This window comes from Sphaerospermopsis sp. LEGE 08334, assembly GCF_015207205.1.
Classification (GTDB): domain Bacteria; phylum Cyanobacteriota; class Cyanobacteriia; order Cyanobacteriales; family Nostocaceae; genus Sphaerospermopsis.
The window spans coordinates 1-25,102 of sequence record NZ_JADEXH010000063.1 but is presented as its reverse complement, the minus strand read 5'-3'; the positions used below and the strand labels follow the sequence as shown (position 1 = coordinate 25,102).

Sequence of the window (25,102 nt, the reverse complement as noted above, 5' to 3'; positions counted from 1 at the left end):
TAGATGCTTGGGTTCGTGTTTCCTTGGTTGGTATTGAATTACTAGCAGTAGAAGCTAGAATCGTAATTGCATCCGTAGAAACCTACCTGAAATATGCAGAAGCTGTAGGTTTGACTCAATCTGCTGCGGTACCTGCTTAATTTTTAAGTAGATGTCCAAGATTAAGAATTTAATTAGGATTAAATTCTAGTATCATCACTGCTTTTTTAATTACTTTGATATGCGGAAATATAGTTTTCATGAAAGCATATCTATTAAAAAAGCAGAAAAACCTGCAACTACATTCACTGAGTAAAAAACTCCGGTGAATGTAGTTGATACCAGCTTCTAATTTCTAGGAGAACTTCATGGCGGCTTTAATGGAAAGAATCCGGCAGGAGAATAACTCAATATTTGAGGAAGTAAATTTATTCCTGTCTGAGACAAAAAGCAAGCGGTTTACTCAAGCAAAAAAACAAGCTGAAGAACTGCGTCAATTCCAGCAGCAACTCAAGCAAACAACTGATGAGTTTTTGACAAATGCTGCTAAAGAACGCATTGCTCAAACTAACCAGCAAGCAAAAGAGTTGGACGAGTTCTATCAGCAACTCAAGCAAACCACCGATGAATTTTTGGCAAATACTGCCAAAAAACGCATTGCTCAAACTAACCAGCAAGCAAAAGAGTTGGACGAATTCTATCAGCAACTCAAGCAAGCAACCGATGAGTTTTTAGCAAATGCTGCTAAAGAGCGTATTGCTAAAGCTGAGGCACAAGCTAAAGAGTTGAGTGAATTCCATCAGCAACTTGAGCAAACCACCGATGAATTTTTAGCAAATACGGCTAAAGAACGTATTGCTAAAGCTGAGGCACAAGCTAAAGAGTTGAGTGAATTCCATCAGCAACTTGAGCAAACCACCGATGAATTTTTAGCAAATACGGCTAAAGAACGTATTGCTAAAGCTAATGAACAAAAGCAGAATCTGCGTCAATTCCGTCAGGATTTATTTGCGAGTGTTATTGGCAATTACCGTCGTAACTAATACTCACAATCCTTCTGACTGTTAGATAATTGGGCTATATAGTAATTCCCCCTAATCCAATAGTTGTAAAACTGTGAAGATCAGGGGGTGAATAATAAAAATCAACAATGAGTTTTGGCGTTAAACAATGATAGTCTCAGTTTACACCTTAGTCAAGCTAAAAACAACAGCTACTGGAAAAATAACTTGACTACAGTTATATAACTAAGCTCTCTGCTGGAAACTATATAGACTAACTATAGCACATTCCAATTAGAAAAGATAGCAATCTTTTTCCGTTATTTCCAAGTTATTTTCCAACTATCGTGAATTTATGACTATCATGAATATGAATCAGAAAAGAGCAGTTCTTCGAGTTCGCCCAGGGCAGTTTGTGGTGACACCTGCTATTGAAAAAGTAGCATCTCGGGCTTTACTTTATCTCAAGTCAGGGTTTCCCATTCACTTACGGGGTCCAGCTGGAACAGGTAAAACTACTTTAGCTCTGCATTTGGCTCATTGTTTAGACAGGCCAGTCATGTTATTGTTTGGAGATGATGAATTTAAGAGTTCAGATTTGATTGGAAGTGAATCGGGATACACTCACAAAAAGTTACTCGATAATTATATTCACAGTGTTGTAAAAATTGAAGACGAATTCAGACAGAATTGGGTAGATTCTCGACTAACTTTAGCTTGTCGGGAAGGATTTACATTGGTATATGATGAATTTAATCGTTCACGTCCTGAAGTTAATAACGTTTTGCTTTCAGCCTTAGAAGAAAAAATTATCAGTCTTCCCCCTAGTAGTAATCAACCAGAATATTTAAATGTTAATCCCCAGTTTCGGGTAATTTTTACCTCTAATCCAGAAGAGTATTGCGGCGTTCACTCTACACAAGATGCTTTAATGGATAGACTGGTAACTATTAATATGCCAGAACCAGACGAGTTGACTCAAACTGAGATATTAATTCAGAAAACGAATCTAGATAGAGAATCTGCTTATTTTATCGTGCATTTAGTTAAATCATTTCGTCAGGCTACAGGGGCTGAAAAAACTTCCGGCTTGCGGTCTTGTTTAATGATTGGTAAAGTTTGTGCAGATAACGGTATTGTAGCAACAGCAGAAAATGAGAATTTTCGGGATATTGCTATGGATATTTTATTCAACCGCACAAATTTATCTATCAGCGAGTGTACATCTATTTTGGTGGATTTGCTGAATCAGACTTCTACAAGCGTAGCCCAGGCTTTAGAGATTATGAATGTAGATGAGGAGTTCAATGACAGTAATTCTCTAAATGAAGTTTCCCAGCCTAACAGTGATTTAGAAAATTTAAAAAATATAGTTCCTTTTGAGAAGGAAGTTTATCATTACTTAACTGAGCATCAAAGTGAAGGAATAAATGGACTGCAAAAAGCTTTGAATCTAGACAAGAATGTAATATTCAATGCTCTTCATTCTTTAAAGCAAAAGTCTTTGGTTAACAAAGTTAATGGTCTTTATACTATTCAAGAGTTGAATCACTCGTGACTTCTACCCCGATATTGCCAACACGTCAAACAAACCCAAGTCGAACTATTACTACATCTACCCAAGGTTCGACTTTGGCGGACATTCTCGAAAGAGTTTTAGATAAAGGTATTGTCATTGCAGGTGATATATCTGTATCTATTGCTTCTACCGAACTTCTACATATTCGTATTCGCTTGTTAATTTCCTCCGTTGATAAAGCTAAAGAGATGGGTATCAACTGGTGGGAAAATGACCCTTATCTCAGCACTAAGGCGCAAGGTCTGGTTGAAGAAAACCAACGACTCCAACAGCGCCTAGAAAGCTTAGAATCGCAAATGAACGCAATGAAATCAGCAATAGAGGAAGGGCAACTAACCTTAGCTAATACGGAAGCTAGTTTTGAGGAAGAGAGGCAAGAAATTATACCATTATCCATAGATAGCAGCATAGAAGAAGAGGAGGAATCTGTTATAGAAGAGGAACAATTGACTTTAGCTAATACGGAAGATAATTCTGGGGAAATAGAGCAAGAAAGTATATCATCGTTATCCATAGATCCCCCCGTTGATGTCTAATTGCAATTTAGGAGTTATCCAAATTTAGATTAATCAAAACTGGAACTCCTGAAATTTTAATCATTCTGAAAAAAACTTAGTAAAAAAACTTAAAGTTTTAGATGACATCATGGACATGGTTGACACTCCAATTAATAATGCTCAAGAGTTACTAACTACTGGTTCTAAATCCAAGAATGAAGCGGGTTTAGCTCCTTTATTGTTGACGTTACTAGAATTGGTCCGTCAACTGATGGAAGCTCAAGTAATTCGGCGGATGGAACAAGAATGCTTGAGCGAATTAGATTTGGAGCGAGCAGCAGAAAGTTTACAAAAGTTGGAAGAGCAAATTTTACATTTGTGTGAAATATTTGAAATTAATCCAGATGAATTAAATGTAAATTTAGGAGATTTTGGTACTCTTATGCCTCCTCCAGGCTCTTATTATCCAGGAGAACCTAGCAACAATCCTTCTATATTGGAATTACTGGATCGGCTGTTAAATACGGGAATTGTTGTAGAGGGTGAAATAGATATAGGTATAGCTCAGTTGGATCTGATTCATGCTAAATTGCAGTTAGTTCTGACCTCCAAACCAATTGGATAAATTAAATCAGAGGCAACATATCCTTCGTAAAATAGAGTTTAAGTTTACAAGACAATTTAATTAATTTGCAAATTATGAATTTTGGTCTTTATTTGTACGGTATTTTCCCTGAATCAATTCCTAATTCTCTCGAACTTAAAGGATTAGATGGACAAACTGTTCAGAGTCAAGTAGTTGATGGATTTACTTTTTTATATTCAGAAGCTTGTCAAGAAAAATATTTAGCTTCTCGCCGAAATTTATTGGCTCATGAAAGAGTTTTAGAAGAAGCCATGAAGGCGGGATTTCATACGCTTCTACCTTTGCGCTTTGGATTAGTTGTTAAAGATTGGGAAGAAATTAATAGACAACTTATTCAACTATATAAGCAGCAGTTAGAAGAATTATTTAGCAAGTTAGCAGGACAAAGAGAAGTAAGTATTAAGATTCTTTGGGATACTAAGTCTGAAGTCCAAGCAATGATGGAATCTAATCCAGATTTAAAACAGCAGCGGGACAAGATGGAAGGGAAAAACTTAAGCATGGAAGAGATTATTGGTATTGGGCAGTTAATTGAAAGTAATTTGCAGGCTCGTAAAGAAGCTGTAATTCAAGCTTTCTCTAATGAATTAAATCCTTTAGCAACAGAGGTGATAGAAAGTGAACCTATGAATGAAGAAATGATATACAATGCTGCATTTCTCATTGCTTGGAACAGCGAATCTGTATTTAGTGAGCGCGTAGAAGCTATTGATCAGAAATTTGGCGATCGCCTACGTATTCGTTACAATAATTTTACTGCGCCCTACACATTCGCGCAGCTTGTTTCTGAGTAGCCAACCTAATTTCTGGCAGCCCCAAGCTGTGATGTTAAAAAGTTGGTTTTTGCTGAAATAACTTAAAAACTCAATAGGATTTATCAATATGTTAATGAAACTTTTACTAGCTCCGATAACTGGACCAATTGGTGGAGTTGTCTGGATTGCAGAGAAAATCCAAGAGCGTACAAATACAGAGTTTGATGCTCAAGAAAATTTGCATAAACGATTATTAAGTTTACAGCTTGCCTTCGATCTCGGCGAACTTGGTGAAGAAGAATTTGAGGCTCAAGAAGAGGAAATTCTTTTAAAAATTCAAGCTTTGGAAGAGGAAGCCAACAGAGATGCTGAAGCTGAAGAATTACAGCTTGTCTAAATTATCAGTACAATCCTGACGGTGTCTAGATTGCATAGATTATTGTTTACCTGCTATAATCTCTGACATCTTGAAACCCTTTACTGGTAATGACAACGTTTGCACAGAAAGTAGTGCTTCCTAGCAAAAACTTATCTGGCAATTATCTTAAAGATAAGAGTAGAAAACCCGCTCATGCGGGTTAAAGTATAAACAAAAATTAATATTCAATCTCAAAAGTGTGGTAATTATGCGGTTCACTAGTTTCCTTTTTCTGAGATATATTTTGAACAGTTGTTGAGTGAGGTTGACGTAATTTATGAATGGTTTTTTCCGTTTCTTCGATCTGATGATTTAGAACATCTAACCGTTGTTGGAGTACAAACATTCTTTCTTTAATGCCATATAACTCTCGTTGGATACGTTGCTTTTCAGTCACCATTTTATAAAGCTCTAATTGACTTGAAGCATCTGATTTATTTCTAGGCATCGTACTAACTTTAGCCCTAATCAAACCGCGGTTGCGAATGTTTTTCATGAAAAGTACCTAAACATTTTCAACATTATAACTAGTTTTATTCAATTGTAAACGCCTAAATACTCAAATAATAGATTTTTTTTATAAATTCAGAAAATATCAAGTTGTAGTTTTAATGATTATAAAAAATTTGTCAGTCATTGGTTGTATGTCTCTATGGAAAAAAGATGGAATTAGAAAACTTTTACACTTATGCTTTTTTAGAAACTCCTAGCTTTCCCCTAACCTTACCCCAAGGAATTGCTAGTCAAGTAGTTTTGATTAATGGTACTCAACTTTCTGCTATTGTCGAGCCTGGGATATCTTTAGAATCGTGCCAAAAAAATGATGCAGAAATTATCCAGATGGCTTTATGTCATGATCGAGTTATTTGTGAAATTTTTGAGCAAATTACAATTTTACCGTTGAGATTTGGCACTTGTTTTAATTCTCAAACCAAACTACTTAACTATCTAGAATTACATAGCCAAGAATATCGCAAACAGCTAGCAAAAATCAAAGGTAAAATCGAATTTTGTTTAAAACTAATTCCTCATTCTTTACCTGAAACAGAAGCATTTACGGAAAAAGGCAGAAATTACTTTTTAGCTAAAAAACAACAATATCAAAATAGACAAAACTTTACTATTGCTCAAGATACAGAAAAACAAAACTTAATTGATGTCATCAGAAATGTACATCAATTGCCAATAGTTATTCAAGACAAGCCAGAAGAAGTAAGAATTTATATTTTGGTTAGCTCTCAAGATAAAATTTTAATTTTAGAACAATTTTTAAATTGGCAAAAAGCTTGCCCACGCTGGGATTTATCTTTGGGAGATGTTCTTCCACCTTACCATTTTATTTAATGCTTATTAACTATTATTTGATTGATTTTGAAAATTATGAACCAGTACGATTCACTTAATTTACTTCTGTTTAGCGGCAAAGGCGGAGTCGGTAAAACCACCATGTCTTGCTGTTTTGCTCGTTATTGGGCGACAAAGTTCCCGGAAGAAAAAATCTTATTATTGTCCACAGATCCGGCACATTCTTTAGGAGATGTATTACTTGCAAAAGTGACAGATGATGCTGCACCAATAGCAGATTTACCCAATTTGAGTATTCAGGCTTTAGATGCTCAAAAACTGCTATTAGAATTTAGGGCAAAATATAGTCAATTTTTGGAACTATTAGTGGAAAGAGGAAGTTTAGCTGATGGAGACGACTTAGCCCCAGTTTGGGATTTAAACTGGCCTGGCTTAAACGAACTGATGGGATTACTAGAAATACAAAGGTTACTATCAGACAAAAGCGTTGATCGCATAGTAGTTGATATGGCACCTTCTGGACATACATTGAATTTATTGCGCTTAAAGGATTTTCTAGATGTAATTTTAAATTCATTAGAATTATTCCAAAAGAAACATCAAGTGATCACAGAAACTTTCACAGGTAGTTATACCCGTGATGAAGTTGACAACTTTTTAGCTGATCTCAAATTTCAATTATCAGAAGGTAGAAGACTACTACAAGATAATCACTTTACAGGTTGTTTAGTAATTGCCATTGCTGAACCGATGTGTTTGGCAGAAACAGAGAGATTTTTAGAACAGTTAAAAACCTTAGATGTTCCCTACTCAGGAATATTAATCAATCGAATTTTGACAGATGCCAATATAGATCCAGATCGTTATGCAGAGCAGGAAAAATACCTACAAAAGTTCTTAAATATTTCCCAAAATCAACCAGTTTTTATTGTCCCACAACAGCCATCAGCCCCATTAGGTAATTTAGAATTAGATCATCTAGCCGCACAAATTCAAAAAATTGAGCAAGTTGAACTAGTATCGGCTCCAGTCATTACATGGCCAGTGAGAATACCACCAAGCTTTAGTGATTTTTTAGCAGCAGGATGTCAACTAATTATTGTCGGCGGCAAAGGCGGAGTCGGCAAAACTACAGTATCAGCAGCAATGGGTTGGGCTTTTGCCAATCATTATCCTGAGCAAAAAATTCGTGTTATTTCCATAGATCCTGCTCATTCTTTGGGAGATGCTTTTGGAGAAAAATTGGGGCATCAGGCCAAATTATTAGCTCCTAATTTAAGCGGACAAGAAATTGATGCTGACAAAATATTAGATCAGTTTCGTACTGATTATCTTTGGGAATTAGCGGATATGATTAGTGGTGAAGGAACAGCAACAGACACAAATGTCAATATGGCTTATCTGCCAGAGGCTTGGAGACAGATCATGTCTCAAGCTTTACCAGGAATTGATGAAATGCTATCCCTAATTACGATTATAAATTTATTAGAAAGTAACCAGCAAGATTTGATTATTTTAGATACTGCTCCTACAGGTCATCTGCTACAATTCTTAGCAATGCCCTCAGCTTTAGGAGATTGGTTATCTTGGATATTTAAGCTATGGATGAAATATCAAGACGTTTTGGGTCGAGTTGATTTCATTGGACGGCTACGTAATCTGCGCCAACAAGTTATCCAAGCTCAAAAGAAATTGAAAGACCCCAAACACACCCAATTTATAGGTGTAATTCAGGCAGAGGAAGCAATTATAGCTGAACATATCCGCTTAACAGAATCTCTGAAAAAAATGGGAATTCAACAACGCTATGTGGTGCAAAATCGCTACACTCAAAATTCAGAAATTAATCAGGGATTATTTTCAGAACAAACGATTATTCGCTTGCCTCAATTACCCAGGTCGGTAGAACCAATAGACCGAATCAAAGGCGCGGCTGATCTTTTATTTGCATTTGAGGAACTAACCTCCAATTAAAGAACAATTTAGCCGCAACAATATTTTTGCAAGTTCATTTTAGAAAGGGATGTCATGAGTGATTTATTCAAAGGATTTGAGCAGTTCATAGAATTGGTCAAGACGTTAGAAGAAAAAATTGACAGTGGAGAAGTGAAAACTGATGTGCAGTTTAACACAAGATCCGTCAGTAGTATTCCCAGAACAGGCAATATTCCCCGTGGGAGTAGTAGCAATATAGGGACTAGTCGGATCCGCACTCCTTCCTCTCCTTCTACTTCCCCTTCTCCTTCCTCTCCAGCCGCTAATGCAGGTTCATCAGAGCCGATCATACCACCGGATTCTAATTCGGGTATGACCCTCAAAGATATCGGCGGACTGAGTGAAGTTCTCAAAGAACTCAAAGAACTAATTGCTGTTCCCTTAAAACGCCCTGATTTGCTGGTTAAATTGGGACTAGAACCCACACATGGCGTACTGTTGGTAGGACCTCCAGGTACTGGTAAAACTCTGACAGCCAGGGCATTGGCTGAGGAATTAGGAGTTAACTATATTGCTCTAGTCGGACCAGAAGTAATCAGCAAATATTACGGAGAAGCAGAACAAAGACTGCGAGGTATCTTTGAAAAAGCCGCCAAAAATGCTCCCTGTATTATTTTTATTGATGAAATTGATAGCCTCGCCCCAGATCGCAGTGCAGTGGAAGGGGAAGTAGAAAAACGTTTAGTTGCTCAGTTATTAAGCTTGATGGATGGTTTCACCCAAACTCAAGGGGTGATTGTTCTAGCAGCTACTAACCGCCCTGACCATCTTGATCCAGCCCTACGTCGTCCAGGAAGATTTGACCGGGAAATTCAGTTTCGCATTCCAGACAACAACGGACGCAAAGAAATATTACAAGTTCTGACTCGTAATATGCCTGTGGATGATACGGTGAATTTGGAATTTATCAGCGATCGCACTGTTGGATTTGTAGGTGCTGACTTAAAAGCCGTATGTCAAAAAGCAGCTTACATCGCTTTACGCCGTCAAGTTCCTTCGATTGATGTGCAAGTTCCTGACACTATGACGGTGAATCAATCGGATTTTATACAAGCACTCAAAGAAATCAAACCAGCAGTGCTTCGTAGCATGGAAGTTGAAGTCCCCCATGTGGAATGGGAAGATATTGGTGGTTTGGAGACAATTAAGCGAACTCTACAGGAATCCGTCGAAGGAGCTTTACTGTATCCAGAACTTTACCGCCAAACCAAGGCCGTAGCACCCAGGGGCATCTTACTTTGGGGTCCTCCAGGAACTGGTAAAACTTTATTAGCTAAGGCCGTAGCTTCCCAAGCCAGAGCTAATTTTATTGGTATCAATGGTCCAGAGTTACTTACTCGTTGGGTGGGATCTAGTGAACAAGCTGTGCGAGAATTATTTGCTAAAGCCAGGCAAGCTGATCCCTGTGTCATATTTATTGATGAAATTGATACCTTAGCTCCAGCACGGGGAACTTACACCGGTGATTCGGGAGTTAGTAACCGCGTAGTCGGGCAATTACTCACTGAATTGGATGGTTTAGAGACGGGAACTAATATTTTAGTGATTGGCGCTACTAATCGTCCTGATGCCCTTGACCCTGCTTTATTACGGGCAGGAAGATTAGACTTGCAACTCAAGGTTGATTTACCTGATTTAGCCAGCCGTCTAGAAATTTTGCGAGTCTACACTGAGGGCAGACCTCTATTAGATGTGGATCTAGAATATTGGGCTAAGGCGACAGAGGGCTGGAACGGAGCAGATTTAGTTTTGCTGTGCAATCAGGCTGCTGTGAAAGCAATTCGCCGTTTTCGAGACCAAGGGGAAACAGACCCGGCTGCTATTAGGATTACTCTTGATGATTTCCAGTATTCTTATCAAATTCTAATGGAGCAGCGAACCGTTAGCTAGATGCAAATCGGGGCAACCACGTATTGCCCCTACTTTTCTCTTAACCTCCGGGAGTCAGAAGTGAAGTAAGGTGTGTTTATGTTCCTGGACGTGAGCGAATATGATCAGGTATATGGTAGCGATCGCCTAATATCTCCAACAATGGACCATTAACATCAAATTTCACTTTACTGACTGAGGCTACTAAAATATTGACTCGATAGCGATAACATCCCAAATCAATTCCTAGTAAGCTACAAAGTATAATCCGAATTGTGGCTTTATGGGAAACTACTAAAACATTACCTTCTGGGTGTTTGTCTATAATTTCAGTAATCACGGGTATTGCCCGGTTAGCAATTTCTACGGCTGTTTCTCCTCCTAGAGGAGCATTCCAAGCAGGTTCTGACAACCATTTGATATAGTTTTCTGTGTAGTTCTCTTGTACAAAGGATTTACTTTTGGTTTCCCATGCACCATAACTACCTTCTCTGAGTCCTTCTCTCACCTGCATATCTATTCCCACCGCATCACAAAATGGTTTGGCAGTGGCAATGGTGCGTTTCATGGGACTAACATAAACCCCTTTCCATTGCAATTGTTTATAAACATCGGCAAAACTTTCTGCCATCTGTATTCCTGCGGTTGTCAATTCTGCATCGGTTTCACCACAGAAATTGCCATTTTGACTAAAAGTTGTTTCCCCATGTCGCAGTAAATATAAATTGAGTGTCATAGGTTTGATTGCAATTGGTAATCAGGAATTTGTGCAAAAATAAATTACCATCAATCTTGCAATTGAATATGTGACACCAGGACAAAGTGATTAGCTAAAACAGTCAATTTAAGACTAATAGCAATATACAGCACTTTCCTTTGTAATGAGGTACACGATTGGCGGGCAAGATGCCTGTTACACAAGAGTTCATAATATTATGATTATACAATTTAGCTGTGTAACAGCTTATCAATATATAAAGGGTAAAGGTTAAAGGTTTTTCTTTACCTTTTCCCTTTACCCCATTAACGGAATAACGTCAATATGTTATTCAAAATTAACCAACTTTAGTTAACAGTAACTCGCGGGTTTCTGCTTTCCTCACCTTCACCTGGCCATCATCATCAACATCCACAATAGCTGTATCACCTTCGATGATCTGACTAGATAAAATAGCCTCAGCTAAGGAGTCTTCCAAAAGTCTCATAATAGCCCTGCGTAAAGGTCTAGCACCATAACTAGGATCATAACCTTCTCTCACCACCAGTTCCTTAAAGGCTGCTGTGACTTCTAATTTGATGCCTTTTTCAGTTAAGCGGTTAGCAACCTCACGCAGCATAATGTCAGCAATTTGCTTGACTTCCTCTTTGTTCAACTGACTGAAGACGATAATTTCATCAAGACGGTTTAAGAACTCAGGACGGAAATAATTCTTCAGTTCTTCGTTTACTAAGTTGCGGATACGTTGATAACTTGCATCAGCTTGGTTATCAAATTCAAACCCTAAACTCAAACCACCTTTTTCAATTACCTTAGAACCAATGTTAGATGTCAAGATAATTAAGGTGTTCTTGAAGTCTACTTTCCGTCCCTTAGCATCCGTAAGATGACCGTCATCTAAAAGTTGCAGCAGCATATTAAATACATCGGGGTGCGCTTTTTCGATTTCGTCGAAAAGTAGCACTGTGTAGGGTTTGCGCCGCACTGCTTCCGTTAATTGTCCGCCTTCGTCGTAGCCTACATAACCTGGAGGTGAACCGATGAGCTTGGAAACATTATGGCTTTCCATGTATTCGGACATATCTAAGCGAATCATGGAATCTTCAGAACCGAAGAAGTAAGCCGCTAATGCTTTAGCTAGTTCGGTTTTTCCTACCCCTGTAGGACCAGAGAAGATAAAGCTGGCGATGGGGCGATTAGGATTTTTTAAACCCACACGGGCGCGACGAATAGCGCGAGAAACGGCTGTAACTGCTTGTTCTTGACCGATCAGGCGTGTGTGTAGGGTGTCTTCTAAGTGTAGTAATAACTCTGATTCAGATTCAGTTAGTTTATTTACTGGTACACCTGTCCAAGAAGCGACGATCTCGGCAATGTCTTCTTCGTCAACGCTGGGAATGTTGAGAGTTTGCAGGTTTTCTTCTAGATCGAGTTTGGTTTGCAGTTCTATTTCTTCTTGACGCAGTTTACTAGCTTTACCAAAGTCTTGAAGTCTGATAGCGTCTGCTTTGTCTTTGCTGACGTTTTTCAGTTGCAGTTTTAGTTCTTTGTTGTTGATGATGCGGGAGTGACGTAAACGCACACGCGAACCAGCTTCATCTATTAAGTCTATGGCTTTATCTGGTAAGAAGCGATCGCTAATATAACGATCTGATAACTGTGCTGCTGCTATTATTGCATCATCAGCAATGGTAACTTTGTGGTGTTGTTCATACGCACCGCGCAAACCATAGAGAATTTCAATAGTTTCTGCTACTGATGGTTCTCCCACCAAAATCGGTTGAAAACGTCTCTCTAACGCTGCATCCCGTTCAATGTATTTACGGTATTCATCTAAAGTAGTTGCACCAATACATTGCAGTTCACCTCTAGCTAATGCGGGTTTGAGGATGTTAGCTGCATCTAAACCGCCTTCTGTACCACCAGCGCCGACGAGGGTATGAATTTCATCAATTACCAGGATGATATTACCAACGGAGCGAATTTCATCCATGATTTTTTTTAGACGTTCTTCAAAGTCGCCCCGGAAGCGAGTTCCTGCAACCAGTAAACCCATATCCAGACTAATTACTTCTTTGTCCAGTAATACTTCAGGAACGTCTTGGTTAATGATCCGTTGAGCTAAACCTTCGGCGATCGCAGTTTTCCCAACACCAGGTTCACCGATCAACACCGGGTTGTTTTTGGTACGACGACCGAGAATTTGTACAGTGCGCTCAATTTCATTTTGCCGACCCACTACCGGATCTAATCTGCCTTCTTGAGCTAATTTGGTGAGATTACGCCCAAATTCTTCTATACTCAGATTTTGATTACGTCTGGTATTGCGTCCGCCACCAGCAAAAACCGTGTTATCTTCACCTAACACACTCATCACGGCATTGCGGATAGTTTGCAGGTCAACACCAAGATTTTGCAATACTTTGGCGGCTACTCCTTCCCCCGCCTCAGTTAAACCTAACAATAAATGTTCAGTGTTTATGTAATTGTGTCCAAGACTATGAGCTTCTCTAAAGGACTGCTCAAATAGACTCTTGACTTTTGGTGTAAAAGGAATTTCCGGTGGGACAAAACCAGAACCCCGACCAATAATTTTTTCGACTTCTCGACGCGCATCTTTCAGGTTAATGCCTAACTCAGCCAGCACTTTAGCAGCAACCCCTGTTCCTTCTCCCATTAAACCCAGGAGAATTTGTTCTGTACCGACAAAGTTATGTCCCAGGCGGCGTGCTTCCTCCTGAGCTAACATAATTACCCTGATGGCTTCGGACGTGAAGTGTTCAAACATAGCGGGTTCTTGCTCCCTTGCTGCTTGGACTTTGGGTGATTTAAAGGTTCACCCTGATCTAAAGTTTCTTGTATTTTCTTAAAGATAATGTATCTTTATTTAAACTTGGATGACAGTGGTGAGAGCCGTAATTAGCTCAGGTGTAGTAGCCGTCATTTGCCAGTTATGGCTAAAAATTTGGCTATTCTGGCAACTGTTGAGCCTGTCAACTTGGGTAAAGTGAAATCCTATCATCGGTAAAATTTATGACAGAATCTTCCGCAAGTAAAGATCAACAGCATCCACTCTACAACCGCGATCGCCCCCTTATTAATAGTTTACTCTCTCAGGAGGCAACAGATTACAATTTAGCTGAATTAGCTCGGATGAGAATACGCTATCAAGGCTTTCCTGGCGCACGGGACATTCAACAAGGCTTAGATCAAGTTTTGCAACGTTGGGGTTTAACGGAAGCGGAACTTTTTGCCAAAACCCGCGAAATACATCAGGTTGGAGGCATTTATAAAAGTCGCGGGAAGAAGGAAGAGGAAGATTGGAATTAAATTGGTGATTGGTGATTGGTAATTGGTGATTGGTAATTGGTAATTGGTAATTGGTAAAATTATTACCTATTCTCTCTTACCTTCTTACTGTCACCTGTCACCTGTCACCTGTCCCCTTATGCTCCCGTAACTTTTGTAATAACTGTTCTTGGGATAAGTTTGGAGTAGGTGTAATGGGGTTTTGGGGGATGTTTTCAGAACTTTCCACAGCAGTAGGTAAGGTGGGAGTTAAGGCTTTTTCTTGAGAAGATGGTTCAGAAGTAACTACAGGTGGTAATAACTCTGTTTGAGTGTTTAATTTGATTATTTCTGTGGTTGGTGAGGGTTTAGAAATTACTACTTTGTTGTTTTTTTCAACAGTTTTTATGTCTGGGGTGGCAGTGATATTTTTAGTGTTATTTTTAATTTCTTTAGGTGTCTGTAAAGCAGCTTTGAGAGTAGGTTGAGGTGTGATATTTTCAGATTGCTTCATAGAGGTTTTGAGAGCATCTAAGGTAAAAGCTACCTTGGTTTGTTGCTGCATATTTTCTGTAGAAGATACCAATTTACTTAAACCATTTACCAATTGTAAAAGATTTTGCCGAAATTTCGGATCTCCTGTTAATTCATCTAAGTCAGATGTAATTTTTTGGGTATTTTCAAAAGTTACTCTAGCAGCGTCTAAAGTTTGTTGCAAAAGCACAATATTTTGCGGATCATTTAAAGTTTTAGAAGCATCTTTTAAATTAGCAGAAGCTTCCGCAGCGTTAGCAGAGAGAATTTCTAAATTTTTCAATAATTCTCCTTCTGTTAAACGATTAACCGCAGGTGATAAACTACTAACTGTTTGACGTAGTTGGTTACTGGTTTGGGTAATATTATTTAAAGTACCGACTAAAGCAGAACGATTTGTAGTTAATAAGTCATCTAAGTTATTTAATAACCTACTTGCTTGTTTTGCAGTTGTACTAAATTCACTCGCTGTTGTACCTAATTGATTTGCGGTTTTTGTTGTTGTGGTTGTCAGTTCATTTGTTGCTCTTTGTATGGTGACAGCAGTATTAGAAAATGTGCCTAATTGTCCTTGAAAACTTCTGCTGACACTTTGCATTTCTCGACTGAGTTTAGCCACACTATCAGCCGCATTCGCAGAAGTTACTAACAGACGATTAACGTTGTCGTAAAATTCCTTATTATTATATTGAGCCGCAAAATCAGATGATTCTCTAATCAGTTCATCAACGCTAATTCCTATCTCACCTTTTAATTTAGCAGATTCGTTACAAATAATCAAACCAGGATTACAATCTTTATCTAATGGTCCGGCAATATCTTGAGGAACTTGTGCATTAGGTGGTGGAGTAATATCAATGATACTTTCATTAATTAATCCACTTTGATTTGCTTCAATTTTAGAATCAGCAGGAATTTTTAATTGAGGATCGTTGATTTCAATTTCTACATCAACAGCATTTGCTCCGGTTTTGATACTAGAAATACTACCCACTTTCACACCACGATAACGAACTGGTGAGCCTTTTTGCATTCCCCCAGCGTTAGCAAATTCAACCACAGCTTTATAAGAACTGCTTCCGGGCGTGATTCTATTTAACCATAGCAATATTACCCCAAATGCTCCTAAACCTAGTAAGATTAATAAACCTACCGATCCTTCTCTAAAAGTTCGTGTAGAAGTGAAGCCACTAATTAGACCTCGCATTTTTTCCCGCTCCATAAAAATAGTCCTGATTGGTAATTGGTAATTGGTAATTGGTAATTGGTAATTATTAATTTGTAAATACTGGGAATAGAAAATAGGAAATAATTATTTTTATTCTGACTCCTGACTCCTAGAACTCCTGACTCCTGAAATATATTATCAACCAGCAACTTGAATCGGACCATGTATACTTCCACTCATAAATTGTCTGATCAAAGAATTTTCAGTATGATCTATTTCACTTACTTTACCTTGCCATTGCACTTTTCCTTGATAAAGAAATATCAACCTGTCAGATGTCCGGCGAATGGTACTATCTTGGTGGGTAACGATGCAGTAGGTACTACAGACTCCTTGTGTACATTGCAAATTGCGAATTAAATCCTCAATTACTGTTGAAGCAATAGGATCAAGTCCGGCTGTAGGTTCATCGTATAATAAAACTTCTGGGTTGTCTTTGGGATTTTCGGGATTAGACATAATTGCACGCGCAAAACTTACCCGTTTTCGCATCCCTCCCGATAGTTCTGAGGGATAAAGATGACCAATACCTGGTAAACCTACCATTTCTAATTTTTCGTTAACCAGTTTGCGAATTTGCGATCGCTCCAATTTTGTATTCTGATACAATGAAAAACCGACGTTTTCATCTACATTCAAGGAGTCAAATAAGGCTGCTTGCTGAAATACCATCCCAATACTCACCGGATCACCACCATCTTCTATTAACCCCTCTCGCTTTATCCCTTGAATATAAATTTCTCCTGCATCCGGCTGTAATAAACCAGCTATAATTCTTAAAATTGTGGATTTACCAGTTCCTGAAGGTCCAATAATTCCTATTGCTTCTCCTTGGAAAATTTGCAAATCAACATCATCTAAAACCTTATTTTTACCAAAGGATTTAGAAATACCTCTTAGTTCAATTAATGGTTCTTTTTTGGGTGATTGGTGATTGGTCATTGGTGATTGGTGATTGGTAATTGGTGATTGGTTATTGGTAATTGGTGATATTATATAAATAGTCTAATGACTAATGACTAATGACAGATATTATTGTAATTGGTAGTGGTATCGGTGGTTTATCTGCGGCTGCGTTACTTGCACGTTATGGAAAACGGGTTGTAGTCTGTGAAAGTCATACTATTCCCGGTGGTGCAGCGCACACTTTTAAAAGACGCGGTTTTGAGTTTGATTCTGGTCCCTCCTTTTATTGCGGTTTAAGTGGTTCTCAAAGTTTAAATCCCCTTAAACAAATTCTCGATGCGATCGGCGAATCTCTCCCAGTTATACCTTACGATCCTTTAGGACATTATCATTTTCCTGAAGGCACTTTTGCAGTTTATAGTAATGCTGAACGTTACCGTCAGGAATTAGAAAAAATCACCCCTGCTGGTGCTAAGGAATTTCAACAGTTTGAACAGCGTCTGTTGGGACTTTACGACGCAATGAAAGATATTCCCACCATAGCATTGCGGGCTGATTGGCAGGTCATACCTCTATTGTTACAACGTTATTTACCTTCTTTGGGTAAAATGTTGTTAAATTTGCCCATTGTGCAAAGTTCTGTTGGTAGTGTGATGGATGCTACCATCAAAGACCCTTGGGTAAGGCGACTAATTGACCTGGAATGCTTTTTATTATCAGGTTTAAAGGCTGAAGGAACAATTGCCCCTGAAGTAGCTTTTATGCTCGGTGAACGTTCCCGCGCTGGGGTTGAGTATCCCGTGGGAGGTAGTAAAGCCATTGTTGATGCTTTGGTACGGGGTTTACAGTGTTTTGGTGGTGAGTTGCGTTTGGGTTGTCATGTTGAGCAGATTTTGGTGGAAGGGGGAAAAGCTGTAGGTGTGAAGTTGAGATCCCCCCAACCCCCCTTAAAAAGGGAGGCTGAGATTTTAAGAGCGTCTAGAGTTATTTCTAATGCGACTCTTTGGGATACTTATAATAATTTGCTACGTCCTGAAGATTTACCTGCAAGTTATCGCCAGGCTGCTTTAGATACACCAGCAGTTGATAGTTTTATGCACTTACACTTAGGGATTAAGGCGGAAGGGTTGGAGAATTTAACGGGTCATCATGTGGTGGTGCATGATTCCAATAAAGATATTACTGTTCCTGGAAATACTTGCATGATTTCTATTCCTAGTGTGTGGGATGCGTCGTTAGCACCGGAAGGACATCATGTTGTTCATGCTTACACTTTAGAACCTTTTGCGGGCTGGGAACGGGATGATAATTATGAAAATCGAAAGCGGGAAAAGGCGCAGAGTTTATACCGGGCTTTGGAGCGTGTTATCCCTGATGTTCGGGAGCGTGTGGTTTTGGAGTTGGTTGGTACTCCTTTAACTCATGCGGGTTATTTGCGGCGTTATCGGGGTACTTATGGTCCTGGTATAGCTGCTGGTAAGGGGATGTTTCCAAGTATGTTTACTCCTGTTAAGGGTTTGTACCGGGTTGGTGATAGTACGTTACCGGGTATTGGTGTTCCTGCTGTTGCTGCTTCGGGTATTTTGTGTGCGAATACTTTGGTTGATGTGGGGCGGGTTTTGGAGGTTTTGTAGGTTTTATTTCACGCAGAGACGCAGAGAACGCAGAGAAAAGAGATTTAAGAGAGATTTTGGGTGGGTGATGATGGGTTATTTTTCTCACGCAAAGACGCTAAGGCGCAAAAAGAGAGAAATGCAAAATTAACAAGTTTGTTTCAAGGAAATAAAGCAAAGGAATGAAATATACGATTATTATTCAATGGTCTGATGAAGATAAATGTTATGTAGTTTCACTGCCTGATTTTACTAATATAATGCAGCCTTGTACTCATGGGGAAACTTACGAGGAGGCTTTAAAAAATGCTCAGGAGGTGTTAGCAATGTTGGTTGAATCTTGTTTGGCTGATGGTGAACCGCTTCCTGAACCGCAGGTTTTAGGTAAGTCTTTAAAGGTGGCATAATTCAATAATTTATATGTAGGTTGGGTTGAAGTGATGAAACCCAATATTGATTAATTTTTTGTTTCACGCAGAGGCGCAGAGGTGCAGAGAGTAAGAGTTTAATTTTTTGGTTCGATATACTTTTATTGTAAAATATAAAAGGACTGAAGTCCTTACTACTAACAATGCAGAATCTATTTACTAAACATCGTCTATTCTGGTCTATTATTTTTATGGTCGGTGCTTTGGGTTTGACTTTTTTTGTCTCTCTTTCTCAAGGTGCTGTTAATTTTAATTTTGTTGATTTTTATCAAGCTTTGATACGGGAAGGCGACCCCATTAAACAAACTATTCTCTGGGATTTACGGCTGCCTAGAATTATTGCTGCAATGGTTGTAGGGGCGGCTTTGGGTATGTCTGGCGCTCTTTTACAGGGGATGTTGCGTAATAGTTTGGCTGACCCTTTTATTTTGGGAATTTCTGCGGGTGCTGGCTTAATTGTGATTATTATGATTGTTTTACAGGTGTTCCCAATTGCGATTCCTTTTGCTGCTTGGTTGGGGGCAATTTTGACTTCTGCTATTGTGATTTTTCTCGGTCGTTCTCCGGGAGGAATTTCTGTAGAAAGGTTAATTTTGGGAGGGGTTGCTGTTAGTGCTTTGTTTGGTTCTGTGCAAAGTACGTTATTATTAATGGCTGAAGATGGTCAGGTACAAATTGCTTTAAGTTGGTTAGTGGGTAGTTTAAATGGTCGCGGTTGGCAAGAAATTTCTACTGCTAGTCCTTATATTATTTCAGCTTTATTATGTGGTTGTTTGTTGGCGCGATCGCTCAATGTTTTGGCTTTGGGTGATGAGTTAACTGTGGGTTTGGGTGTTTCTTTATTACGTTCCCGTTTATTAATTGGTGGTGTGGCTACTTTATTAGCTGCTGGTGCTGTTAGTATTGCTGGTTTAATTGGTTTTGTGGGTTTACTTGTTCCCCATGCTGTACGTTTAATGGTGGGAACTGATAACCGTTTTGTTTTGCCTTTTTCTGCTGTTGCTGGTGCTTGGTTATTGATGTTTGCAGATTTATTAGCGCGACTTGGTGCGGTGGAACTTCCTGTTGGTTCGGTGACTGCTTTGTTGGGTTCTCCTCTGTTTATTTGGTTGCTTTATCGTCGTTCCGGTGGTTTAGGTTAGAATTACCAATTACCAATTATCAATTATCAATTATCAATTAAAAACTATGCCTTTAGAATTAGAAAATCTCTCTGGTGGTTACACTGCTTTACCCATTGTTCAAGATGTGAATTTGTCTTTACAAACTGGTGAATGGTTGAGTTTAGTTGGTGCTAATGGTTCGGGTAAGTCTACTTTATTAAAGTTAGTTAGTCGTATTCTTTTACCTCAAGGTGGTGTGGTTTTACTTGATGGTAAAGCTATTCATTCTCAACCACCTAATTTAGTTGCCCAAAAGTTAGCTCTTTTACCACAACAACAACCTGTTCCTGCTGGTTTAACTGTACGTCAATTAGTGAGTTTGGGTAGAACTCCTCATCAACAATGGTGGCAATGGGAGTTAACAGGTAATGATAAACAAATTGTAGAAACTGCAATTCAAAAAACACAACTTGAAAAATTTAGCGATCGCCTGGTAGAAAATCTCTCTGGAGGTGAAAGACAACGGGCTTTTTTAGCTTTAGCTTTGGCACAAGAACCCAAGGTTTTATTATTAGATGAACCGACAACTTATTTAGATATCAATTATCAACTTCAGTTATTAGAATTACTCAAAAATCTCAATCTCCAACAACAATTAACTATCGTCACTGTTTTACATGAATTAAATTTAGCTGCTCGTTATAGTTCGAGAATTGCTTTATTAAAACAAGGTCATCTTTGGGAAGTTGGTACACCGGAAACTGTAATAACTCCACATAATATTTCTGAGGTTTTTGGTGTTGAATCTTTAATTATTCAAACTCCTGTCGGTTTACAGGTTTGTGCAGTTTCATCTTTGTAAATTGACAATTGAAAATTGATAATTGACAATTATTGTATTCAAGTTTTAAGAGAGCATCCCAATTTGGAAAAAATAACCGCAGCAACACCAAAAACTCTCTTTTTCCTTCTTCCCCTCGGGAACTGCTTCGCAGAACGTGGTTTGTTCATTTCACGTCTTTACCTCGCACAAAAAATAAACTTACACATTTGGGATGCTCCCAGTTTTAAAACCTCTCCTTTCTAGGATAGAAAATAAAAAATTGCCTATTTCCTCTTCTACTCCTAACTCCTGCTATAACTGTCATAATTTATCAAGTGTTACAAATTCATAGCCTTTTTGTAATAGTTGGGGAATCAAAATTTTGATAGTTTTTGCTACATCTTGTCCACCACAAACTCCATCATGTAATACTATTAATGATCCATTTTGAACTTGTTTTAAAACTCGGTTAACAACAATAGAAACACCAGGACGCACCCAGTCTTCTGGAACAACACTCCACATTACTGGTCTATAATTCCACTGTTGAAATAATTGTAATGTTTTGGGTGTGAAAAAACCGTTAGGAGGACGTACATCTCTCAGTTGTTGCGGTTGTAATTCACAAGCATTATAAATTGCAATTTGGGTTTTTTCTAAACTCTGTTTCAGTTGAATTTCTGACAGGGTGGGAAAAGAATGATGTTCGTAACCATGTAACCCTATCCAATGTCCTCTATCTTTCACAGCTTTAGCAATATGGGGTGAACGGTTAACACAAACACCCAACCAAAAAAAACTAGCTGTAATGTTGTAATGTTCTAAAACTTTCAATACTTGAGGTGTGTATTGAGGATGGGGTCCATCATCAAAGGTGAGTGCTATTTTTTTACTATTACTATCCCCACACCAAAGACAGTGAGGAAAACTCGGTTGAAGTATGCGGTAAACTATCGGAAATAGAGGTGCAAATTGCATAATTGATAATTGATAATTGATAATTCGTAATTAAGATTTAATTTTTTTCAATTATCATCATTTTAATTAGCCTTGCTAAACTTCCGATATTCCCAAGGATCAACAAATTTTCTATCATTCCAAACTCCTAGCTTTTGCTGTTTTGCTTGTGCTTCTGCTTGTTGGATGATATCTTTACTGGGACACTTGCTTAAATAAGGACGATAAACTTTAGCTAAACCTTCTTCTAACAAAACTTGTTGGATAAAAGTACCATCTTTTAATCGTACTTCTGCAACTTTTCTACCATAGCGATCGCTTTCTATAATATCCAACTTCACGCGATCGCCTGACTGTTTCACCAATTCTTGTACCCGTATTTGTGCTTTTACTCCCCAATTAAATTGATTTATATCCCGAACCCGCCTACTATTTTTTTCTTTGTTGGTGTGAGGTATTTCTGGTGCATCCACACAAGCAAATCTAACTGTAAATTTTTGATCATCTGCACCTCTTAACACCAATGTATCACCATCACTTACTCTTTCTACAACTTCACCAGAGCCAGCAAATAGAATATTACATCCCATCAAACTCACAACAATGAGAACTGCACTTAAAGCAATGATAATTTTTTTAATTAATTTATTCATTTCTATCACCAAACTATTCAGTTATCACAATAAGGTAACAGGTAAAAGGTAACAGGTAAAAGGTAATTAAAAAATTCTTGTTTTTTGCCTTTTGTCTCGTGCAAAACCGAAAAATTAAATTGTTCACCTATGAGTTAATTGTCGCTGGGCTTCATATAACATTAAAGCTGCTGCGATCGCCACATTCAAGGACTCAACCCCTGGACTAAGGGGAATTTTAACTTGAGTATCTGCCATTGTGGCTAAATCATCTGATAAACCAGCACCTTCATTTCCCAGTAAAATTAAACTCGGTTTTTGCCAATCTACCTCCCAATAAGTTAAACTGGCAGTTGGTAAAGTAGCAATTACCTGCATTCCCGCTTGCTGACATTCTTGGACTGTTGCTTTTAAATCTTCACTCACTGCCTTATTTAAGCGAAACCACTGTCCAGCAGATGCACGTAAAACCTTGGGGTTATCTAAATCAACACTATCATCACTCAACCATAAACCCGACGCACCCGCAGCTGCCGCAGTTCTAATAATAGTTCCCAAATTACCGGGATCTTGCAAAGTTTCCACAGCCAAAACTAACCCACTCCAAGGAACTTGGTTTTCCTGTTCACCCCGTTTTGCAGTCGCTACCACACCATCTGGTTGTACTGTAGTTGCGATCGCTGCTAAAACTTCTGCACTGACAATTTCTGCCCGATTACACCGATTACAAGCCACTTGCCATAATTGAGGATGTGCCTGTTCCCATTGCGTAGTACAACATACAGTTTCTAAAGGATAGTTAACCGCACAAGCTTCTTCTAATAAGTGGGTCCCTTCCAATAAAAATAATTGTTGTTTATGCCTCTCTTTGGTAGAGTGCAACTTGCGGATCTGCTTAACTAGGGGATTTTGTAAACTGGTCAACACGATTTTAGATTTCGGATTTCGGATTTTAGAGTGATCTAAAACCCAATATTATGTTAATCATGCGGAACCCGGGACTTGAACCCGGAAGCCTTGCGGCACTAGAACCTGAATCTAGCGCGTCTGCCAATTCCGCCAGTTCCGCTGGCATTTATTATCTTATCACCAATTTCCTATTATTGCGTAAATATGGAAAATTGTCAATATAATTCTTTATAGGGAACAGGTGACTGGGGAAGATTAATAACTCAATACCCAATGCCCAATGCCCAAAGAAAGAAAATGTAGACAAATCAATTCTTTACTGTAGAATCGAAACCAACTTCAAATCTTTATTATTATTTATTTTTTGGAGGTAGATTTATTAATTCTTCTAGCAGCTTACCAGAGGGCAAGTTGTCACCTGAAGCAGACTCCTCAGTCTTGCAAATTTGGGGTGGACATTCTTTACAAGGTCATGTAAGAATCAGCGGGGCAAAAAATTCAGCATTAGTGATCATGGCTGGAGCTTTGCTTTGTTCAGGAGATTGTCGGATTCGCAATGTCCCCTTATTAGCGGATGTAGAACGCATGGGTCAAGTTTTATCCGCTTTAGGTTTGTCCTTGACCAGACAAGGGGATATTTTAGATATCAATGCCATAGATATCAGCACATCTAAAGCACCCTATGAATTAGTTACCCAACTGCGAGCCAGTTTTTTTGCGATCGGTCCAATTTTGGCGCGATTGGGTGTAGCACAAATGCCATTACCGGGGGGTTGTGCCATTGGTGCTAGACCAGTTGATTTGCACGTCCGAGGACTGCAAGCAATGGGAGCAGAGGTGCAAATTGAGCATGGTATTTGTAATGCCTACGTTCCCGGTAGCAATAACAGATTGAAAGGAGCGAAAATTTACTTAGATACTCCCAGCGTCGGTGCAACCGAAACCTTAATGATGGCAGCTACCTTAGCTGATGGGGAAACCATTATTGAAAATGCAGCCAGAGAGCCAGAAGTAGTTGATTTAGCCAACTTCTGTAATTCAATGGGAGCAAAAATTCAAGGTGCAGGTACGAGTACCATTACTATTGTTGGTGTGGAAAAATTACATTCTACCGACTATAGTATTATTCCTGATCGCATTGAAACAGGAACTTTTTTAGTCGCTGGTGCAATCACTCGTTCAGAACTGTTACTGTCTCCCGTAGCACCGGATCATCTAATTCCCGTCATTGCCAAGTTGCGGGATATTGGCGTACCTATCATTGAAGAAGGTTCAGACTGCTTGAGGGTTTTGCCAGCAGAAAAACTCAGAGCTACAGATATTGATACTTTACCCCATCCGGGATTTCCCACAGATATGCAAGCGCCATTTATGTCCTTGCTGACTTTGGCGGAAGGTGACAGCATCATTAACGAATCTGTGTTTGAAAATCGTCTGCGTCATGCTTCTGAGTTAAACCGCTTGGGGGCAGACATTCGCGTTAAAGGTAACACTGCCTTTGTTCGCGGCGTGCCAATTTTATCCGGCGCACCAGTAATAGGTACAGATTTACGGGCATCCGCAGCCTTGGTTATAGCTGGACTAGCAGCAGAAGGAAAAACCACTATTCAAGGACTAAAACACCTAGATCGTGGTTATGACAGATTAGATATGAAGTTACAGCAACTGGGAGCAAAAATTATTCGAGTAAATGAAGCATCGGCAGATGCAGATGCTGAATTACATTCAAATAATCAAACTTCGTCAGCTTCTACATCTATCTAGGGTCTAGGAGTCAGGGAGAGAATATTAACTTTTGCCTTTTGCCTTTGGCGATTCATATCATGTCCGGTGGAACACTTACGATCTCTGTCAACAATAGGTGATTTTTGGACTAACCGATACAAAAAAGCTGATTTCTTACCCTAAAACAAAAATAC

The 25,102-nt window shown here is 38.9% G+C and carries 24 protein-coding genes and 1 tRNA gene; 16 read left to right on the top strand and 9 right to left on the bottom strand.

The annotated features are described in order from the left end of the window. From gvpJ to IQ237_RS23935, 7 genes are all read left to right on the top strand, one after another. A partial coding sequence (gene gvpJ / locus IQ237_RS23965) for a gas vesicle protein GvpJ (protein ID WP_194059643.1) occupies positions 1-140 on the top strand: 140 nt, incomplete at its 5' end. Positions 141-347: 207 nt separating this feature from the next. Continuing rightward, complete coding sequence (gene gvpC / locus IQ237_RS23960) at positions 348-1,022, top strand: gas vesicle protein GvpC (protein WP_194059641.1); 675 nt, start codon at positions 348-350, stop codon at positions 1,020-1,022. Positions 1,023-1,335: 313 nt separating this feature from the next. Continuing rightward, positions 1,336-2,538: a gas vesicle protein GvpN gene (gvpN, locus tag IQ237_RS23955; protein WP_194059639.1), complete on the top strand. Its 1,203-nt coding sequence runs from the start codon at positions 1,336-1,338 to the stop codon at positions 2,536-2,538. Then, positions 2,535-3,095, top strand: coding sequence for a gas vesicle protein (locus tag IQ237_RS23950; RefSeq protein WP_194059638.1), 561 nt, complete (start codon positions 2,535-2,537; stop codon positions 3,093-3,095). The genes gvpN and IQ237_RS23950 overlap by 4 nt, the downstream gene beginning before the upstream one ends. A 109-nt stretch (positions 3,096-3,204) precedes the next feature. Further along, entirely contained in the window at positions 3,205-3,681 is a 477-nt protein-coding gene (locus IQ237_RS23945; protein ID WP_194059636.1) for a gas vesicle protein K, read from the top strand. A gap of 74 nt (positions 3,682-3,755) precedes the next feature. Beyond that, entirely contained in the window at positions 3,756-4,496 is a 741-nt protein-coding gene (locus tag IQ237_RS23940) for a GvpL/GvpF family gas vesicle protein (protein ID WP_194059634.1), read from the top strand. An 88-nt stretch (positions 4,497-4,584) separates the two neighbouring features. Beyond that, the gene (locus tag IQ237_RS23935; protein WP_194059632.1) at positions 4,585-4,854 is read left to right on the top strand and encodes a gas vesicle protein GvpG; all 270 of its coding nucleotides are present in this window, start codon (positions 4,585-4,587) and stop codon (positions 4,852-4,854) included. Positions 4,855-5,053: 199 nt separating this feature from the next. Here IQ237_RS23935 and IQ237_RS23930 read toward each other — a convergent pair whose 3' ends face one another. Beyond that, complete coding sequence (locus IQ237_RS23930) at positions 5,054-5,371, bottom strand: gas vesicle protein (protein ID WP_194059630.1); 318 nt, start codon at positions 5,369-5,371, stop codon at positions 5,054-5,056. A 167-nt stretch (positions 5,372-5,538) separates the two neighbouring features. Here IQ237_RS23930 and IQ237_RS23925 point away from each other — a divergent pair, with 167 nt between their 5' ends. From IQ237_RS23925 to IQ237_RS23915, 3 genes are read left to right on the top strand one after another with little or no spacing between them, the layout of a single operon-like run. Further along, a complete protein-coding gene (locus IQ237_RS23925) occupies positions 5,539-6,219 on the top strand; it encodes a GvpL/GvpF family gas vesicle protein (protein WP_194059628.1) in 681 nt (226 codons plus the stop codon). Positions 6,220-6,255: 36 nt separating this feature from the next. Next, a complete protein-coding gene (locus tag IQ237_RS23920; RefSeq protein WP_194059626.1) occupies positions 6,256-8,154 on the top strand; it encodes an ArsA family ATPase in 1,899 nt (632 codons plus the stop codon). Between the two features lie 54 nt (positions 8,155-8,208). Next, on the top strand, positions 8,209-10,065 hold the full coding sequence (locus IQ237_RS23915) for an AAA family ATPase (RefSeq protein WP_194059624.1): 1,857 nt from the start codon (positions 8,209-8,211) through the stop codon (positions 10,063-10,065). 76 nt (positions 10,066-10,141) lie between these two features. Here IQ237_RS23915 and IQ237_RS23910 read toward each other — a convergent pair whose 3' ends face one another. Together IQ237_RS23910 and IQ237_RS23905 are read right to left on the bottom strand one after the other, a co-directional pair. Next, positions 10,142-10,780 (bottom strand): histidine phosphatase family protein, encoded by a 639-nt coding sequence (locus IQ237_RS23910; protein WP_194059622.1) that lies wholly within the window; start codon positions 10,778-10,780, stop codon positions 10,142-10,144. Between the two features lie 319 nt (positions 10,781-11,099). Continuing rightward, positions 11,100-13,550 carry an ATP-dependent Clp protease ATP-binding subunit gene (locus IQ237_RS23905; RefSeq protein ID WP_194059620.1) on the bottom strand — a complete coding sequence of 817 codons (2,451 nt, stop codon included), beginning with the start codon at positions 13,548-13,550 and terminating at the stop codon, positions 11,100-11,102. A gap of 245 nt (positions 13,551-13,795) precedes the next feature. On the opposite strand from IQ237_RS23905, the gene IQ237_RS23900 reads away from it, so the two are divergent. Continuing rightward, a complete protein-coding gene (locus IQ237_RS23900) occupies positions 13,796-14,092 on the top strand; it encodes a DUF3288 family protein (RefSeq protein WP_194059618.1) in 297 nt (98 codons plus the stop codon). Between the two features lie 97 nt (positions 14,093-14,189). Here IQ237_RS23900 and IQ237_RS23895 read toward each other — a convergent pair whose 3' ends face one another. Together IQ237_RS23895 and IQ237_RS23890 are read right to left on the bottom strand one after the other, a co-directional pair. Then, positions 14,190-15,791, bottom strand: coding sequence for an MlaD family protein (locus tag IQ237_RS23895; protein ID WP_194059616.1), 1,602 nt, complete (start codon positions 15,789-15,791; stop codon positions 14,190-14,192). 159 nt (positions 15,792-15,950) lie between these two features. Then, complete coding sequence (locus IQ237_RS23890; RefSeq protein ID WP_194059647.1) at positions 15,951-16,754, bottom strand: ABC transporter ATP-binding protein; 804 nt, start codon at positions 16,752-16,754, stop codon at positions 15,951-15,953. Positions 16,755-16,834: 80 nt separating this feature from the next. Between IQ237_RS23890 and IQ237_RS23885 the strand changes: the two genes are divergently transcribed. The 4 genes from IQ237_RS23885 to IQ237_RS23870 all read left to right on the top strand — a co-directional run bounded on the left by IQ237_RS23885 (position 16,835) and on the right by IQ237_RS23870 (position 20,724). Next, entirely contained in the window at positions 16,835-18,352 is a 1,518-nt protein-coding gene (locus IQ237_RS23885; protein ID WP_194059614.1) for an NAD(P)/FAD-dependent oxidoreductase, read from the top strand. Positions 18,353-18,513: 161 nt separating this feature from the next. Next, positions 18,514-18,738, top strand: coding sequence for a type II toxin-antitoxin system HicB family antitoxin (locus tag IQ237_RS23880; protein WP_194059612.1), 225 nt, complete (start codon positions 18,514-18,516; stop codon positions 18,736-18,738). A 164-nt stretch (positions 18,739-18,902) separates the two neighbouring features. Beyond that, positions 18,903-19,901 carry an iron ABC transporter permease gene (locus IQ237_RS23875; protein ID WP_194059611.1) on the top strand — a complete coding sequence of 333 codons (999 nt, stop codon included), beginning with the start codon at positions 18,903-18,905 and terminating at the stop codon, positions 19,899-19,901. Between the two features lie 46 nt (positions 19,902-19,947). Further along, entirely contained in the window at positions 19,948-20,724 is a 777-nt protein-coding gene (locus IQ237_RS23870; protein WP_194059610.1) for an ABC transporter ATP-binding protein, read from the top strand. Positions 20,725-21,006: 282 nt separating this feature from the next. On the opposite strand, the gene IQ237_RS23865 is transcribed toward IQ237_RS23870, so the two are convergent. From IQ237_RS23865 to IQ237_RS23850, 4 genes are all read right to left on the bottom strand, one after another. After that, positions 21,007-21,663, bottom strand: coding sequence for a polysaccharide deacetylase family protein (locus IQ237_RS23865; RefSeq protein ID WP_194059609.1), 657 nt, complete (start codon positions 21,661-21,663; stop codon positions 21,007-21,009). Positions 21,664-21,725: 62 nt separating this feature from the next. Then, positions 21,726-22,295, bottom strand: coding sequence for a thermonuclease family protein (locus tag IQ237_RS23860; protein WP_194059608.1), 570 nt, complete (start codon positions 22,293-22,295; stop codon positions 21,726-21,728). Positions 22,296-22,418: 123 nt separating this feature from the next. Then, entirely contained in the window at positions 22,419-23,201 is a 783-nt protein-coding gene (locus tag IQ237_RS23855; RefSeq protein ID WP_194059607.1) for an RNA methyltransferase, read from the bottom strand. Between the two features lie 60 nt (positions 23,202-23,261). After that, positions 23,262-23,343: transfer RNA gene (locus IQ237_RS23850), tRNA-Leu, on the bottom strand. A gap of 251 nt (positions 23,344-23,594) precedes the next feature. Here IQ237_RS23850 and murA point away from each other — a divergent pair. Beyond that, positions 23,595-24,947 (top strand): UDP-N-acetylglucosamine 1-carboxyvinyltransferase, encoded by a 1,353-nt coding sequence (murA, locus tag IQ237_RS23845; protein ID WP_228020679.1) that lies wholly within the window; start codon positions 23,595-23,597, stop codon positions 24,945-24,947. The last annotated feature ends 155 nt before the right edge of the window (positions 24,948-25,102 follow it).

Bases quoted from the DNA above. Each gene is read 5' to 3' on its own strand.
- gvpC (WP_194059641.1), top strand. From the start codon at position 348: ATGGCGGCTTTAATGGAAAGAATCCGGCAGGAGAATAACTCAATATTT.
- gvpN (WP_194059639.1), top strand. From the start codon at position 1,336: ATGACTATCATGAATATGAATCAGAAAAGAGCAGTTCTTCGAGTTCGC.
- IQ237_RS23945 (WP_194059636.1), top strand. From the start codon at position 3,205: ATGGACATGGTTGACACTCCAATTAATAATGCTCAAGAGTTACTAACT.
- IQ237_RS23940 (WP_194059634.1), top strand. From the start codon at position 3,756: ATGAATTTTGGTCTTTATTTGTACGGTATTTTCCCTGAATCAATTCCT.
- IQ237_RS23935 (WP_194059632.1), top strand. From the start codon at position 4,585: ATGTTAATGAAACTTTTACTAGCTCCGATAACTGGACCAATTGGTGGA.
- IQ237_RS23930 (WP_194059630.1), bottom strand. From the start codon at position 5,371: ATGAAAAACATTCGCAACCGCGGTTTGATTAGGGCTAAAGTTAGTACG.
- IQ237_RS23925 (WP_194059628.1), top strand. From the start codon at position 5,539: ATGGAATTAGAAAACTTTTACACTTATGCTTTTTTAGAAACTCCTAGC.
- IQ237_RS23920 (WP_194059626.1), top strand. From the start codon at position 6,256: ATGAACCAGTACGATTCACTTAATTTACTTCTGTTTAGCGGCAAAGGC.
- IQ237_RS23915 (WP_194059624.1), top strand. From the start codon at position 8,209: ATGAGTGATTTATTCAAAGGATTTGAGCAGTTCATAGAATTGGTCAAG.
- IQ237_RS23910 (WP_194059622.1), bottom strand. From the start codon at position 10,780: ATGACACTCAATTTATATTTACTGCGACATGGGGAAACAACTTTTAGT.
- IQ237_RS23905 (WP_194059620.1), bottom strand. From the start codon at position 13,550: ATGTTTGAACACTTCACGTCCGAAGCCATCAGGGTAATTATGTTAGCT.
- IQ237_RS23900 (WP_194059618.1), top strand. From the start codon at position 13,796: ATGACAGAATCTTCCGCAAGTAAAGATCAACAGCATCCACTCTACAAC.
- IQ237_RS23895 (WP_194059616.1), bottom strand. From the start codon at position 15,791: ATGCGAGGTCTAATTAGTGGCTTCACTTCTACACGAACTTTTAGAGAA.
- IQ237_RS23890 (WP_194059647.1), bottom strand. From the start codon at position 16,754: ATGACCAATCACCAATCACCCAAAAAAGAACCATTAATTGAACTAAGA.
- IQ237_RS23885 (WP_194059614.1), top strand. From the start codon at position 16,835: ATGACAGATATTATTGTAATTGGTAGTGGTATCGGTGGTTTATCTGCG.
- IQ237_RS23880 (WP_194059612.1), top strand. From the start codon at position 18,514: ATGAAATATACGATTATTATTCAATGGTCTGATGAAGATAAATGTTAT.
- IQ237_RS23875 (WP_194059611.1), top strand. From the start codon at position 18,903: ATGCAGAATCTATTTACTAAACATCGTCTATTCTGGTCTATTATTTTT.
- IQ237_RS23870 (WP_194059610.1), top strand. From the start codon at position 19,948: ATGCCTTTAGAATTAGAAAATCTCTCTGGTGGTTACACTGCTTTACCC.
- IQ237_RS23865 (WP_194059609.1), bottom strand. From the start codon at position 21,663: ATGCAATTTGCACCTCTATTTCCGATAGTTTACCGCATACTTCAACCG.
- IQ237_RS23860 (WP_194059608.1), bottom strand. From the start codon at position 22,295: ATGAATAAATTAATTAAAAAAATTATCATTGCTTTAAGTGCAGTTCTC.